Here is a 13954-nt window from a genome sequence, read left to right as displayed (position 1 = left end):
AACGAAAGGAGGCTGTATGGCGGTATCAGCACGTAATCAATTAACCGGTACAGTCAGTGCAGTTGCCACTGGTGCAGTGAATGATGAAGTTGAACTGACGCTGGCTGGCGGCGCAAAACTGGTCGCGATTGTGACCCATAGCAGCCAGCAGGCACTGGGTCTGGCGAAAGGAAAAGAAGCCATTGCGCTGATTAAAGCGCCGTGGGTGACGCTGGCGACTGAAGACTGTGGCCTGAAATTCTCTGCCCGTAACCAATTTGCCGGTAGCGTTTCACAGGTAACCGAAGGCGCCGTTAACGCCACCGTACACATCAAAACTGATGCCGGTTTTGACATTGTCGCGGTCGTGACGAACGAAAGTCAGCAAGAGATGAAACTGAGCCAGGGAAGCCGGGTCATCGCGCTGATCAAAGCCTCGGCCATTCTTATTGCCACCAAAGCGTAACCGCCATCCGGTACCCGATAGTTAAATTGCCCGATGGCGCTACGCTTATCGGGCCTACGCGACAGGTGAGCCTGCGCTTGCTGGCCGGATAAGGCATCGCCGCCATCCGGCACAAAATAACCAGATTACTTCTTGCGCTGATATTTCTCAGGTAATTCCGGGACGGGACGCTTGTCATCAATCAGATGGCGAACGGTCAGAATCGGGTGACGCCAGAGCATTCTCGGCCCGGCCCAACGCATAATTTGCTTCATCTCTTCGCGTTTAGCAGGTTGATAGCAGTGTACCGGACACTGTTTGCAGGCCGGTTTTTCCTCGCCAAACACGCACTTGTCCAGGCGCTTTTGCGCATAAGCAAACAACGCATCGTAATGCCCCTGTTCATCTGAAGCTTCCGGACACTGGCTTTCGTACAGCGAGATCATCTTTTGGATCGTCATTTTTTCACGAGCAATACGTTTGCCGGACATGATGCCTCCATAATTAAGTTGCATAAATAATACACCTTAAAAATACGCAGCACTATTACCTGAAGGTGATACATCCTTACCCTACGCAAATAAGAATTATTTTCATTTATTTATGCCATGTGCTATATAACATAGCAAAGGCTATATTCGATGATTAATTAACCACTTTGTTGTGAGGGATACTATGCCGCATCTGCCTCGTCTGAAGTCAGTTCTCCTTGCCAGCCTGTTGACGGCACTTACGCTGTCGCCTGCCTGGGCGAAAGAAAAGTTCAAGGTCATCACGACGTTTACGATCATTGCTGATATGGCAAGCAATGTGGCAGGCGATGCGGCAGACGTCAGTTCAATCACCAAACCCGGGGCAGAGATTCACGAATACCAGCCCACGCCAGGCGACATTAAGCGGGCGCAGGGCGCGCAGTTAATTCTCTCTAATGGTCTCAATCTGGAACTCTGGTTTACCCGCTTCTACCAACATCTGTCCGGCGTACCGGAAGTGATGGTCTCAAACGGCGTAAAACCGATGGGCATCAGCGAAGGGCCATACAATGGAAAACCCAATCCGCATGCCTGGATGTCAGCAGACAACGCACTCATTTACGTGGATAACATTCGCGATGCGTTAATGAAATATGACCCGGAAAACGCAGCGACCTACCAGAAGAATGCCGATCGCTATAAAGCAGAAATTCAGCAAACGCTCGCGCCGCTCCAGGCCGAACTTGCCAAAATTCCTGCCGATAAACGCTGGCTGGTCACTAGCGAAGGGGCGTTCTCCTATCTGGCGCGCGATAACGACCTGAAAGAACTGTACTTATGGCCGATCAACGCCGATCAACAAGGTACGCCGAAGCAGGTACGCAAGGTGATCGATACCTTACGTGCGCATCAGATCCCCACGGTATTTAGCGAAAGTACCGTGTCCGACAAACCCGCGCGTCAGGTAGCCCGGGAGTCTGGCGCACATTACGGCGGCGTGCTGTACGTCGATTCACTCAGCGCTGCCGACGGCCCGGTCCCGACCTATCTGGATCTACTGCGCGTCACCACACAAACCATTGTTAACGGCATCAATAACGGCCTTGGGAGTCAACCATGAGTCAATCTGCGATTACCGTGAATCAGGTTACGGTGACGTATCGCAACGGCCACACTGCACTGCGGGATGCCACGTTTCAGGTTCCGGGCGGCTCGATTGCCGCACTGGTTGGTGTCAACGGTTCCGGGAAATCAACACTGTTTAAGGCGTTGATGGGGTTTGTCCGGCTGGCACAGGGGCAAATCTCTATCCTGCAACAGCCGGTCAACAAGGCGCTAAAACAGAATCTGATTGCTTATGTGCCCCAGTCTGAAGAGGTGGACTGGTCATTTCCGGTACTGGTGGAAGATGTGGTCATGATGGGACGTTTTGGCCATATGGGCTGGCTGCGTCGGCCAAAGGCGCACGATCACGCCTGCGTGGATGCTGCACTGGCGCGGGTCGATATGCTGGAATATCGCCATCGCCAGATTGGTGAACTGTCCGGTGGTCAGAAAAAACGCGTTTTCCTGGCAAGGGCCATTGCACAAGATGGGCAGGTCATTTTACTGGATGAACCCTTCACCGGCGTGGATGTAAAAACCGAAGCCCGGATCATCGACCTGCTGCGCGAATTGCGTGATGAGGGCCGAACCATGCTGGTCTCCACCCATAACCTGGGCTCGGTCACCGAGTTTTGTGATTACACGGTAATGATTAAAGGCACCGTGCTGGCAAGCGGTCCAACTGACACCACCTTTACCACCGAGAACCTTGAACAGGCATTTAGCGGCGTTCTGCGTCACGTCGCATTGAGTGGGGGTGAGCAGCATGTGATTACCGATGATGAGCGCCCGTTTATTTCGCGCCGCGCGGCACGCGAGGGGGAATAGTCATGAACTGGCTGACAGAACCCTTTGGTTACCAGTACATGCTCAACGCCATGTGGGTTTCGGCGATGGTCGGCGGCCTGTGCGCGTTCCTCTCATGCTACCTGATGCTCAAAGGCTGGTCGCTTATTGGCGATGCGCTATCGCATTCCATCGTCCCCGGTGTTGCCGGGGCATATATGTTAGGGCTTCCCTTCGCGCTGGGGGCATTCCTTTCCGGGGGACTGGCTGCGGGCAGTATGCTGTTTCTCAATCAGCGCTCACGCCTGAAAGAAGATGCCATCATCGGGCTGATATTTTCCTCTTTCTTCGGTATCGGGCTGTTTATGGTGTCGCTCAATCCGATGTCGGTGAATATCCAGACCATTATTCTCGGTAACGTGCTGGCGATTGCGCCGGAAGATATTTTGCAACTGGCGATCATCGGCGTCATCTCACTGACTATCCTGCTGCTGAAGTGGAAAGACCTGATGGTGGTCTTTTTCGATGAAAACCATGCACGCTCTATTGGTCTGAATCCTGGTCGGCTGAAGCTGCTATTTTTTACGCTGCTCTCCGTTTCCACCGTTGCTGCACTGCAAACCGTCGGCGCATTTCTGGTCATTTGCCTGGTGGTCACGCCTGGCGCGACCGCATGGCTGTTGACCGATCGTTTTCCTCGTCTGCTGACGATCGCTGTGGCTATCGGTAGCCTGACCAGCTTTTCTGGTGCCTGGCTAAGCTACTGGCTGGATGGTGCAACCGGCGGAATTATCGTCGTACTGCAAACGCTGCTGTTCCTGCTGGCATTTGTCTTCGCACCAAAACATGGTCTGCTGGCGAATCGCCGACGCGCCCGACTGGTGAACAAGGAGTCCTCATGTTCTTAACCACATTACTGGAACCCTTTCAGTTCAGCTTTATGGTCAACGCGCTGACCATCTCCGTTATCGTCGCCGTCCCCTGCGCGCTGCTGTCGGTATTTTTGGTGTTGAAAGGTTGGGCGCTGATGGGGGATGCCATGAGCCATGCGGTCTTTCCAGGGATTGTACTGGCCTGGATTGCGGGCATTCCGCTGGCGATTGGCGCTTTTGTCGCCGGATTGTTCTGCGCGGTCGCCACCGGGTATCTTGACGATAATAGCCGTATCAAGCGCGATACCCTGATGGGGATCGTCTTTTCCGGTATGTTTGGCGCCGGACTGGTGCTGTATGTGTCAATCCAGTCTGAAATTCATCTGGACCATATTTTGTTCGGTGACATGCTGGGCGTTTCGCTGGGCGACATTGCGCAGACTGCGGTTATCGCTTTGGGGATAGCGCTTATCATCGGGCTTAAATGGAAAGATCTGCTACTGCATGCGTTCGATCCGCACCAGGCAAAGGCCAGCGGTCTTAACACCACACTGCTGCATTATGGTCTGCTGTGTATGATAGCCCTGACTATCGTCGCGACGCTAAAGTCGGTAGGTATTATTTTGTCGATCTCCTTGCTGATTGCCCCCGGTGCGATTGCGATTTTAATGACGCGCAGGTTCGCCCAGGCATTATTACTGGCTACCGCCATATCGGTTGCAACGTCATTTCTGGGTGTATACCTGTCATTTTTCATCGACAGTGCCCCCGCGCCGACCATAGTCGTTTTATTTTCCCTGCTGTTTGTCATCACCTTTATTTATTCAACGCTGCGCGATCGGCGTTTAGAGAATCAACTTCAGCTGCATGATGTATAAATAATGCTTCATGATATGCCAGCTAATGATGCTTATGCCTCTAAAACCTCGTTTCCGCATCCTGACGGGTATTATCGATATTCAATAAGATAAAAAAGAGCAACCACGAAATGAATGAGTAATTTGATACAAACTTCACCAGCCACACTTCAATGGTACATTGGGGTGTGGTGTAAATAGACCCGTTTTAGTTCCAGGCATTTTTTGAGATCCCGGCCAGATAATAGTGCTGTCGGTATTCCTCCGGTGTCATATTGTTCAGTGATTCATGCGGGCGTTCACAGTTATATTCAGATAACCATTTCTCCGTGATTTCCCGCACTTCATTCAGCATTCTGAACAGATAAAAATCGGGTATTTCTGTACGGTATGTTCGGTTAAAGCGCTCAATAAAAGCGTTCTGTGTCGGCTTACCCGGCTGGATAAACTCCAGTTTTACTGCATGTTTCTCTGTCCATTCAGCCAGTGCCAGTGAGATAAATTCCGGACCATTATCCATGCGTAACGTGACCGGATAGCCGCGATTTGCCGCGATCCTGTCGAGCACACGGACCACGCGCAGAGCTGGCTGATTCAGTTCGATTTCAATCGACAACGCCTCACGGTTAAAGTCATCAACGACATTGAACGTGCGAAAACGACGGCCACAGACCTGGGTATCAGGCATAAAGTCGATAGACCAGTTCTGGTTCAGACTCCGGCAGGCCTGACGGAGAAGCTTTAATTCGTGGAGTTTAAAACGTGCAGCAAACGAGAGAAGTTGTGGAAAGTTACCAATTTTAAACTGAACAAGTTTACCAGTCGGGGACTCACGTAACGGTAGGAAAAAGACTTCATCCCGGTGGCACCACATGAGAGACGTAAACCACGATTTTCGCCCACGTAAGCTTCATCTTTGCCACCGGGCTTCATCATTTTTACCGCTTTAAACGAAAGTGGCTTTTCCTCTTGTTTTACTACCATAAAGACTCCGTTATCATGCACCTTATGCAGTCATGAATTCCTACTGTTAACTGTAGGGTTTCATGATATTCGATGAGACAACGTGAAACCTAATGATAACCATAAAATTCACTAACTCATTAAAAATTAAGAAATATGGACATCACACTCCAATGAGTACAATAGAAAATCTAGACTCTCACACCCCCATGATGCAGCAGTATCTCAAGCTGAAGGCTCAGCACCCGGAGATCCTGCTGTTTTACCGCATGGGCGACTTTTACGAACTGTTTTATGACGACGCGAAACGTGCGTCGCAGCTGCTCGATATCTCGCTGACCAAACGTGGCGCATCGGCAGGCGAGCCCATCCCGATGGCGGGCATTCCCCACCATGCGGTGGAAAACTACCTCGCTAAGCTGGTCAACCAGGGGGAATCTGTCGCTATTTGCGAGCAGATTGGCGATCCAGCAACCAGCAAAGGGCCGGTTGAACGCAAAGTGGTACGCATCGTCACACCGGGCACCATCAGCGATGAAGCACTTTTACAGGAACGTCAGGACAACCTGCTGGCCGCCGTCTGGCAGGACAGTAAAGGCTTTGGCTACGCCACACTGGACATCAGCTCCGGGCGTTTTCGCGTCAGTGAACCCGCAGACCGTGAGACGATGGCTGCGGAACTACAGCGCACCAATCCTGCCGAATTGCTGTATGCCGAGGATTTCGCAGAAACGTCGCTGATCGAAGGCCGTCGCGGCCTGCGTCGTCGTCCGCTGTGGGAGTTTGAAATTGATACCGCCCGCCAGCAGTTAAACCTGCAGTTTGGCACACGGGATCTGATCGGCTTTGGTGTGGAAAACGCGCCGCGTGGATTATGCGCTGCTGGCTGCCTGCTGCAATATGTAAAAGATACCCAGCGCACCTCACTGCCACATATTCGCTCCATCACCATGGAACGCCAGCAGGACAGTATCATTATGGATGCCGCCACGCGCCGCAATCTGGAAATTACCCAGAACCTGGCCGGTGGCGTAGAAAACACGCTGGCATCGGTGCTCGATTGCACCGTGACGCCAATGGGTAGCCGTATGTTCAAACGCTGGCTGCATATGCCGGTGCGCGATACGCAGATACTGATCGAGCGCCAGCAGACCATCGGCGCGCTGCAGGATTCCACCAGCGAATTGCAACCCGTACTACGCCAGGTGGGCGATCTGGAACGTATTCTGGCACGTCTGGCACTGCGTACCGCGCGCCCACGCGATCTGGCGCGGATGCGTCACGCCTTCCAGCAATTACCGGAACTGCGCGCTCAACTGGAAAACGTAAACAGCGCTCCCGTACAGATGCTGCGCGAGAAAATGGGCGAGTTCACGGAACTGCGTGAACTGCTGGAGCGTGCCGTGGTTGATGCCCCGCCAGTGCTGGTACGCGACGGTGGCGTTATCGCACCGGGCTATAACGAAGAGCTGGACGAATGGCGAGCGCTGGCTGATGGCGCAACTGATTATCTGGACAGACTGGAGATCCGCGAGCGCGAGCGCACCGGCCTGGACACATTGAAAGTTGGATTTAACGCCGTCCACGGTTACTACATTCAGATCAGCCGTGGACAGAGCCACCTGGCGCCGATTAACTATGTGCGCCGTCAGACGCTGAAAAATGCCGAGCGCTACATTATTCCTGAGCTGAAAGAGTACGAAGACAAAGTTCTGACCTCAAAAGGTAAAGCGCTGGCTCTGGAGAAACAGCTGTATGATGAGCTGTTCGACATGCTGTTGCCGCATCTGGCGGATTTACAGCAGAGCGCCAGCGCACTGGCAGAGCTGGACGTGCTGGTCAACCTGGCCGAACGCGCTTATACCCTAAACTACACCTGCCCGACATTCAGCGATAAGCCCGGTATCCGTATTGCAGAGGGTCGCCATCCGGTGGTGGAACAGGTGCTCAGTGAGCCGTTTATCGCCAACCCGCTTAACCTTTCCCCGCAGCGGCGGATGCTGATTATCACCGGGCCAAATATGGGCGGTAAAAGCACCTATATGCGCCAGACCGCGCTGATTGCGTTGCTGGCCTACATCGGCAGCTATGTGCCGGCACAAAAGGTAGAAATAGGTCCAATCGACCGTATCTTTACCCGTGTGGGCGCGGCTGATGATCTGGCATCCGGTCGTTCTACCTTCATGGTAGAAATGACCGAAACCGCCAACATTCTGCATAACGCCACCGAGAACAGCCTGGTGCTGATGGATGAGATTGGGCGCGGCACCTCCACCTACGACGGCCTGTCGCTGGCATGGGCGTGCGCGGAAAACCTGGCCAATAAAATCAAAGCATTAACGTTGTTTGCCACCCACTACTTCGAACTGACTCAGTTACCGGAAAAAATGGAGGGCGTCGCGAATGTGCATCTGGATGCGTTAGAGCACGGCGATACCATCGCCTTCATGCACAGCGTACAGGATGGTGCGGCGAGCAAGAGCTATGGTCTGGCAGTAGCTGCCCTGGCAGGCGTGCCGAAAGAGGTTATTAAACGCGCGCGGCAAAAACTGCGCGAACTGGAAAGCATTGCGCCAAACGTTGCCGCGACCCAGGTCGATGGTACACAGATGTCGCTGCTTTCAGTGCCTGAAGAAACCTCGCCCGCCGTTGAAGCGCTGGAAAACCTCGACCCGGATTCGCTAACACCGCGCCAGGCGCTGGAGTGGATCTACCGGTTGAAGAGTCTGGTGTAGTATGAAAGTGCCCGATGGCGCTTTGCTTATCGGGCCTACGGCAACGCGAGAATGGGTGCGAGAGGCCGAAACCAAGCCATCAAGACGCGGGGTTTCCCCCGCGTTGTTGCTACTTCTTCGGTTCGTAAGCGAGAACAGCTTTAAACTCCATACCACGTTCTTTAATACTTAACTCGCACAACGAATCTCGCACCATTAACGTGAATCCCAGCGCCGTGAAACACAGCACTACAATTGCCACAAGGGCATATTTTGTCAGCATGTCTTGCCTCCCTGCAAAGAAGAGACTAACATCCAAATGGTCTAGGTTTGAACGCTAGCCTCAGGTTGATAGAACTATCTCCTGGGGCTTTTGTCTTTCCGGGACCTTACAAATGCTCAAAGCCCAGAAAGCCTCAAGCACCCGCAGCTATTCTATTGCAGAAGTCATCTCTTCGAACAAATTAAGCCATTTGCTACGAGCCTGCTCGCAAAATAACAAGCCCCGGATATTCCGAGGCTTAATATTGGTGTGTCCTTCCCGATGGCGCTATGCTTATCGGGCCTACAAAATACCGCTATATGTAGGTCGGGTAAGGCGAAGCCGCATCCGGCGTGTTGATTAGCGCTTATCTTCTGCCAGCAGCGGTGGAATACTCGGCACCATCGGTGCGTCATCAATATCCTTCTGCGTCATGCGAAACGCCTGCGGGTAGTGCTCACGGCTGGTACGCCGTAGCGGTTCGGTATCGCGCCAGGTGTACAGACAATGCTGACACTGATAAACCGTCCAGACACCTTTTACCGGCGAGACCGCCATCAATTCTATGTGTTCATCAGCACAACGTGGACAAATCATCTGCATCTCCTTATTTACGGTTGGCCAGCATGGCGGTCAGCTTTTCAGCCCAGGCTTTCGTTTCCGGTAAATCACATACCGGCTGGCTGTAATGGCCACGGTTATCCGGGGCAACCGGGGTAGTGGCATCAATAATCAGCTTGTCAGTAATACCTGCCGGGCTGGAGCCTGGGTCCAGTTCCAGTACCGACATATTCGGCAACTGCACCAGATCGCCCGCCGGGTTAACCTTCGACGACAGCGCCCACATCACCTGCGGTAAGTTGAACGGATCAACATCCTCATCAACCATAATCACCATCTTCACATAGCCCAGACCATGCGGCGTCGTCATCGCCCGCAGCCCCACCGCACGGGCAAAGCCGCCGTAGCGTTTTTTGGTGGAGATAATCGCCAGCAAACCGTGGGTATACATGGCGTTAACCGCCTGCACTTCAGGGAATTCTGCTTTCAGTTGCTGGTACAACGGCACACAAGTCGCCGGGCCCATCAGGTAATCGATCTCCGTCCACGGCATGCCGAGATAGAGTGATTCAAAAATCGGCTTCGTACGGTAAGACACTTTATCAATGCGCACCACGGTCATGTTGCGCCCGCCAGAGTAGTGACCGGTAAATTCGCCAAATGGCCCTTCTATTTCACGTTTGCGGCTTTCGATGACCCCTTCAAGGATCACCTCAGAGCCCCACGGTACGTCAAAACCAGTGAGCGGTGCGGTGGCGATCGGGTACGGGCTTTCACGCAGTGCCCCCGCCATTTCGTATTCAGACTGATCGTACTTCAGCGGCGTCGCCCCCATCAGAGTGATGATCGGATCGTTGCCAAAGGTGATGGCAATTGGCAGATCCTCGCCGCGCTCTTCCGCCTTATGCAGGTGCAGCGCGATATCGTGCATCGGCACCGGTTGCAGGCCCAGCTTACGCTTGCCTTTTACTTCCATACGGTAAATACCGACGTTCTGCTTACCGAAATTGTCGACATCCAGCGGATCGCGCGAAACCACGCAGGCTTTATCAAGGTAGAAACCACCGTCACCATCGTTCAGACGAAACAACGGCAGAATATCAAACAGGTTAATATCGTCGCCGTCGACGCTGTTTTCCGCCCACGCCGGATTGGCGCGACGTTCTGGTGCAACCGGAAATTTATCCCAGCGGCGAATAAATTCATCGATCTGTTTTTTCACCGGCGTATTCGGTGGCAAACCCAACGAGATTGCGTGGTTCTGCCAGGAGCCGATAGTGTTCATCGCCACACGGGCATCGGTAAATCCACGAATGTTGTCAAACCACAGCGCAGGCGCGCTGTCACCAATACGCCCGGTGGCATTGGCAGCAGCCGCTAAATCCGGTTCAGCGTTCACTTCTTCACTGATTTTCAGCAATTGTCCCTGGTCGTCCAGCGCTTGCAAAAAACTGCGCAAATCATCAAATGCCATTACTCATTCTCCTGTGAAAAATTCTGCGCCTGCCGTAATCCCTGCCAGCGACGGGCGTTTGGGTGTTCCAGACCAAACTGATCGAGAACGCGAGCGACAATGTGCTGCGTAATGTCATCGACCGTTTGCGGATGGTTATAAAACGCGGGCATCGGCGGAACCATTGCGACGCCCATACGGGAAAGTGCGAGCATATTTTCCAGATGAATGGTGCTCAGCGGCATTTCACGCGGAACCAGCACCAGCTTGCGCCCTTCTTTTAGCACCACATCAGCAGCACGCCCCACCAGCCCGTCCGCATACCCAGCCCGAATACCGGCCAGCGTTTTCATGCTACAGGGGATAACAACCATGCCGTCAGTGCGAAACGACCCGGAGGAAATACTCGCCGCCTGGTCCGCCGGATGGTGGCAGTAGTCCGCCAGCGCAGACACATCGTGAACGCGGTACGGCGTTTCCAGCTCAATCGTCGTTTTCGCCCACTTCGATAACACCAGATGAGTTTCCACATCCGGCATTTGTCGCAGCGCCTGTAGCAGCGCCACACCAAGCGGCGCTCCTGTTGCCCCGGTCATTCCTACGATGAGTCTCATTCAACCCCTCAATATTGTTCGTGTACGAACATTTTACTTAACATACTCCCACAACCGACTCCGGGCAAGGACACCTGGCACAGATAGCTAAAGTCGCGCTTGTTAAAAAATCACGCGTTACCCGCTATGATAGAGACCGATCGTTTGCCCGGAGTTCCCATGGAGTTACGAAATACCGCGTTTCACTTACTACGCCAGCTTTTTCAAAAGCATACGGCTCGCTGGCAGCAGGCATTACCGGAACTGACTAAACCTCAGTACGCAGTGATGCGGGCCATTGCTGAACGTCCTGGTATCGAGCAAGTTGACTTAACAGAGGCCGCGGTGAGCACGAAAGCTACGCTTGCGGAAATGCTGAGCCGAATGGAAAGTCGGGGGCTGGTAAAACGCGAGCACGATCCGGCAGATAAACGCAGGCGATTTGTCTATCTCACGCCTGAGGGTGATGCATTGCTTACCCATGTGACACAACTGGGAGACAGTATAGATAATGAGTTTCTCGGGCGGCTTAGCGCGCAAGAACGCGAACAGTTTACGTATCTGGTGCGTAAGATGATGGGGTAATTTCCCTGATGGCGGCTCTGCCTTATCTGGCCTGCATGTCCGCTAAAGAAAAAGGCCAGTCCCAATGAGACTGGCCTTTCTTGATAGAACTTGTGCTTACTCGCGGAACAGCGCTTCGATATTCAGCCCCTGCGTCTGCAGGATTTCACGCAGACGACGCAGGCCTTCAACCTGAATCTGACGAACACGTTCACGGGTCAGGCCAATTTCACGGCCCACATCTTCCAGTGTCGCAGCTTCGTACCCCAGCAGACCAAAACGACGTGCCAGCACCTCACGCTGTTTGGCGTTCAGTTCGAACAGCCATTTGACGATGCTCTGTTTCATATCATCGTCTTGCGTGGTGTCTTCCGGACCGTTTTCCTTTTCGTCGGCCAGAATATCCAGCAACGCTTTTTCGGAATCGCCACCCAGCGGGGTGTCTACCGAAGTAATGCGCTCGTTGAGTCGGAGCATACGGCTGACGTCATCAACCGGTTTATCCAGTTGTTCCGCAATCTCTTCTGCACTCGGTTCGTGGTCCAGTTTATGCGACAACTCGCGCGCGGTACGCAGATAGACATTCAGCTCTTTTACAATGTGAATCGGCAGTCGGATCGTACGGGTTTGATTCATAATCGCCCGTTCGATCGTCTGGCGGATCCACCAGGTTGCGTATGTTGAGAAGCGGAACCCGCGCTCAGGGTCAAACTTCTCGACGGCACGGATAAGCCCCAGATTGCCCTCTTCAATCAGGTCCAGCAATGCCAGACCACGATTGCCATAACGACGAGCAATTTTCACCACCAGACGCAGGTTACTTTCAATCATGCGGCGGCGAGAAGCGACATCTCCACGCAGTGCGCGACGCGCAAAATAAACTTCTTCTTCGGCTGTTAACAGTGGCGAATAACCAATCTCACCAAGGTAAAGCTGAGTCGCGTCCAACACACGCTGTGTGGCCCCCTGCGATAACAGCTCTTCTTCAGCCAGGTCGTTATCACTGGGTTCCTCTTCACTCAAGGCTTTCTCATCAAAAGCCTCTACTCCGTTCTCATCAAATTCCGCATCTTCATTTAAATCATGAACTTTCAGCGTATTCTGACTCATAAGGTGGCTCCTACCCGTGATCCCTAACGGAACTAGCACGTGAAAGCCTGGTTCCGCCGAATTATCGCTGCGGTAAATAGCGCAGCGGGTTTACGGATTTCCCCTTGTAACGAATTTCAAAATGCAAGCGTGTAGAACTGGTTCCGGTGCTACCCATGGTAGCTATCTTCTGCCCCGCCTTGATTTCTTGTTGTTCCCGGACCAGCATTGTATCGTTATGGGCGTAGGCACTCAGGTAATCATCGTTGTGTTTGATGATAATAAGATTACCGTAACCACGCAGCGCATTACCGGCATACACGACGCGTCCATCTGCGGTCGCGACAATAGCCTGTCCTTTGCTGCCTGCAATGTCGATCCCTTTATTGCCACCTTCGGTAGCTGCGAAGTTTTCGATCACTTTGCCGTCAGTCGGCCAGCGCCAGGTAGAAATCGGCGAACTGGTAGAAGTTGAGCTTGCAGTCGATTCGGTTGCACTAACTGCCGGAGCCGTTACAGGCGCTGTGACGACGGTCCCAGCAGGCTTGTTGTTCGGCAACATTTTGTTAGCACTTTGTTCACCTGAATCCTCAGAATACGTAATTGTTGGTTTCGAAGCAACAGCAACGGTGGAATTTTGTGCAGGGTTGGTCACAACTCCTTGCTGTGCTGCATCCGCCTGGGTGATGGCATTACCACCGGTAATCGGTGCACCCGACGCGTTGCCCACTTGCAGAGTTTGTCCGACATTCAGGCCATACGGGGCCGGAACGTTATTGCGTTGTGCGAGGTCACGGAAATCGTTCCCGGTAATCCAGGCAATATAGAAAAGCGTGTCGCCTTTCTTAACAGTATAGGTACTGCCACCCGTATAGCTACCTTTCGGAATATTCCCATACTGACGATTGTACACAATCCGCCCGTTTTCCATCTGGACAGGCTGTTCTGCAACCGGCTGAACCTGTGTTGGCTGAGTCGCCGGGCGTTGCACCGGTTGAATCTGTGGCGTTTGTTGTACTGTCGCCGTTGATCCCATTTTTGGTGGAGGCGTGATCAGCATGCCGGAGCTGGTGTTCGATGATGCATTGCCGCCAACAGAGCTGACCGGCGCTGGTGGATTCGAGGTGTTTGAACAACCTGCCAGCCATAACGAAACCAGTGACAATGCCGCCATGCGGCGAACGGTAAATTTGTGGCTTCCCGCGCTCATTTATCCCCCAGGAAAATTTGGTTAATACC

15 protein-coding genes and 1 pseudogene are annotated in these 13954 nt (G+C 53.1%); 7 read left to right on the top strand and 9 right to left on the bottom strand.

Features of this window, described 5'->3' with window-relative positions; translation table 11 throughout:
• Window positions 1-16 precede the first annotated feature (16 nt).
• Window positions 17-445 (top strand): TOBE domain-containing protein, encoded by a 429-nt coding sequence (locus HV041_RS01910; RefSeq protein WP_003037421.1) that lies wholly within the window; start codon window positions 17-19, stop codon window positions 443-445.
• A gap of 125 nt (window positions 446-570) precedes the next feature.
• Here the strand turns inward: HV041_RS01910 and HV041_RS01905 are convergent, their stop codons facing one another.
• The gene (locus HV041_RS01905; protein WP_048213037.1) at window positions 571-915 is read right to left on the bottom strand and encodes a nitrous oxide-stimulated promoter family protein; all 345 of its coding nucleotides are present in this window, start codon (window positions 913-915) and stop codon (window positions 571-573) included.
• A gap of 184 nt (window positions 916-1099) precedes the next feature.
• Here HV041_RS01905 and HV041_RS01900 point away from each other — a divergent pair, with 184 nt between their 5' ends.
• Genes HV041_RS01900 through sitD form a run of 4 tightly spaced genes read left to right on the top strand, consistent with a single transcriptional unit; the run spans window position 1100 to window position 4537 of the window.
• Window positions 1100-2017 carry a metal ABC transporter substrate-binding protein gene (locus HV041_RS01900; RefSeq protein ID WP_048213038.1) on the top strand — a complete coding sequence of 306 codons (918 nt, stop codon included), beginning with the start codon at window positions 1100-1102 and terminating at the stop codon, window positions 2015-2017.
• Entirely contained in the window at window positions 2014-2829 is an 816-nt protein-coding gene (gene sitB, locus HV041_RS01895; RefSeq protein ID WP_121584978.1) for an iron/manganese ABC transporter ATP-binding protein SitB, read from the top strand. The genes HV041_RS01900 and sitB overlap by 4 nt, the downstream gene beginning before the upstream one ends.
• Before the next feature lie 2 nt (window positions 2830-2831).
• Window positions 2832-3695: an iron/manganese ABC transporter permease subunit SitC gene (gene sitC, locus HV041_RS01890; protein ID WP_121584979.1), complete on the top strand. Its 864-nt coding sequence runs from the start codon at window positions 2832-2834 to the stop codon at window positions 3693-3695.
• On the top strand, window positions 3686-4537 hold the full coding sequence (gene sitD / locus HV041_RS01885; protein ID WP_048213041.1) for an iron/manganese ABC transporter permease subunit SitD: 852 nt from the start codon (window positions 3686-3688) through the stop codon (window positions 4535-4537). The genes sitC and sitD overlap by 10 nt, the downstream gene beginning before the upstream one ends.
• Before the next feature lie 187 nt (window positions 4538-4724).
• On the opposite strand, the pseudogene HV041_RS01880 reads toward sitD, so the two are convergent.
• Together HV041_RS01880 and HV041_RS24955 are read right to left on the bottom strand one after the other, a co-directional pair.
• A pseudogene (locus tag HV041_RS01880) lies at window positions 4725-5234 on the bottom strand (integrase core domain-containing protein); the annotation flags it as partial.
• 23 nt (window positions 5235-5257) lie between these two features.
• On the bottom strand, window positions 5258-5500 hold the full coding sequence (locus HV041_RS24955) for a DUF4102 domain-containing protein (RefSeq protein ID WP_316277767.1): 243 nt from the start codon (window positions 5498-5500) through the stop codon (window positions 5258-5260).
• Window positions 5501-5652: 152 nt separating this feature from the next.
• On the opposite strand from HV041_RS24955, the gene mutS reads away from it, so the two are divergent.
• Window positions 5653-8214: a DNA mismatch repair protein MutS gene (mutS, locus tag HV041_RS01870; RefSeq protein WP_121584980.1), complete on the top strand. Its 2562-nt coding sequence runs from the start codon at window positions 5653-5655 to the stop codon at window positions 8212-8214.
• Window positions 8215-8323: 109 nt separating this feature from the next.
• Here mutS and HV041_RS01865 read toward each other — a convergent pair whose 3' ends face one another.
• From HV041_RS01865 to HV041_RS01850, 4 genes are all read right to left on the bottom strand, one after another.
• The gene (locus tag HV041_RS01865; RefSeq protein WP_003034202.1) at window positions 8324-8476 is read right to left on the bottom strand and encodes a Hok/Gef family protein; all 153 of its coding nucleotides are present in this window, start codon (window positions 8474-8476) and stop codon (window positions 8324-8326) included.
• Between the two features lie 339 nt (window positions 8477-8815).
• Window positions 8816-9052: a non-oxidative hydroxyarylic acid decarboxylases subunit D gene (locus HV041_RS01860; RefSeq protein WP_048213051.1), complete on the bottom strand. Its 237-nt coding sequence runs from the start codon at window positions 9050-9052 to the stop codon at window positions 8816-8818.
• 10 nt (window positions 9053-9062) lie between these two features.
• On the bottom strand, window positions 9063-10490 hold the full coding sequence (locus tag HV041_RS01855; RefSeq protein WP_121584981.1) for a non-oxidative hydroxyarylic acid decarboxylases subunit C: 1428 nt from the start codon (window positions 10488-10490) through the stop codon (window positions 9063-9065).
• Entirely contained in the window at window positions 10490-11083 is a 594-nt protein-coding gene (locus HV041_RS01850) for a non-oxidative hydroxyarylic acid decarboxylases subunit B (RefSeq protein ID WP_048213053.1), read from the bottom strand. The genes HV041_RS01855 and HV041_RS01850 overlap by 1 nt, the downstream gene beginning before the upstream one ends.
• A 159-nt stretch (window positions 11084-11242) precedes the next feature.
• On the opposite strand from HV041_RS01850, the gene HV041_RS01845 reads away from it, so the two are divergent.
• Window positions 11243-11647 carry a MarR family transcriptional regulator gene (locus HV041_RS01845; protein ID WP_121584982.1) on the top strand — a complete coding sequence of 135 codons (405 nt, stop codon included), beginning with the start codon at window positions 11243-11245 and terminating at the stop codon, window positions 11645-11647.
• Window positions 11648-11743: 96 nt separating this feature from the next.
• Here HV041_RS01845 and rpoS read toward each other — a convergent pair whose 3' ends face one another.
• A complete protein-coding gene (gene rpoS, locus HV041_RS01840; protein WP_000081498.1) occupies window positions 11744-12736 on the bottom strand; it encodes an RNA polymerase sigma factor RpoS in 993 nt (330 codons plus the stop codon).
• 61 nt (window positions 12737-12797) lie between these two features.
• Window positions 12798-13880: a murein hydrolase activator NlpD gene (gene nlpD, locus HV041_RS01835; protein WP_306308092.1), complete on the bottom strand. Its 1083-nt coding sequence runs from the start codon at window positions 13878-13880 to the stop codon at window positions 12798-12800.
• Window positions 13881-13954: the final 74 nt, after the last annotated feature.

It is taken from the genome of Citrobacter sp. RHBSTW-00029, assembly GCF_014104295.1.
GTDB lineage: Bacteria > Pseudomonadota > Gammaproteobacteria > Enterobacterales > Enterobacteriaceae > Citrobacter > Citrobacter youngae.
This window is presented reverse-complemented; position numbering and strand designations above follow the sequence as displayed.

Bases quoted from the DNA above. Each gene is read 5' to 3' on its own strand.
- HV041_RS01910 (WP_003037421.1), top strand. From the start codon at position 17: ATGGCGGTATCAGCACGTAATCAATTAACCGGTACAGTCAGTGCAGTT.
- HV041_RS01905 (WP_048213037.1), bottom strand. From the start codon at position 915: ATGTCCGGCAAACGTATTGCTCGTGAAAAAATGACGATCCAAAAGATG.
- HV041_RS01900 (WP_048213038.1), top strand. From the start codon at position 1,100: ATGCCGCATCTGCCTCGTCTGAAGTCAGTTCTCCTTGCCAGCCTGTTG.
- sitB (WP_121584978.1), top strand. From the start codon at position 2,014: ATGAGTCAATCTGCGATTACCGTGAATCAGGTTACGGTGACGTATCGC.
- sitC (WP_121584979.1), top strand. From the start codon at position 2,832: ATGAACTGGCTGACAGAACCCTTTGGTTACCAGTACATGCTCAACGCC.
- sitD (WP_048213041.1), top strand. From the start codon at position 3,686: ATGTTCTTAACCACATTACTGGAACCCTTTCAGTTCAGCTTTATGGTC.
- HV041_RS24955 (WP_316277767.1), bottom strand. From the start codon at position 5,500: ATGGTAGTAAAACAAGAGGAAAAGCCACTTTCGTTTAAAGCGGTAAAA.
- mutS (WP_121584980.1), top strand. From the start codon at position 5,653: ATGAGTACAATAGAAAATCTAGACTCTCACACCCCCATGATGCAGCAG.
- HV041_RS01865 (WP_003034202.1), bottom strand. From the start codon at position 8,476: ATGCTGACAAAATATGCCCTTGTGGCAATTGTAGTGCTGTGTTTCACG.
- HV041_RS01860 (WP_048213051.1), bottom strand. From the start codon at position 9,052: ATGATTTGTCCACGTTGTGCTGATGAACACATAGAATTGATGGCGGTC.
- HV041_RS01855 (WP_121584981.1), bottom strand. From the start codon at position 10,490: ATGGCATTTGATGATTTGCGCAGTTTTTTGCAAGCGCTGGACGACCAG.
- HV041_RS01850 (WP_048213053.1), bottom strand. From the start codon at position 11,083: ATGAGACTCATCGTAGGAATGACCGGGGCAACAGGAGCGCCGCTTGGT.
- HV041_RS01845 (WP_121584982.1), top strand. From the start codon at position 11,243: ATGGAGTTACGAAATACCGCGTTTCACTTACTACGCCAGCTTTTTCAA.
- rpoS (WP_000081498.1), bottom strand. From the start codon at position 12,736: ATGAGTCAGAATACGCTGAAAGTTCATGATTTAAATGAAGATGCGGAA.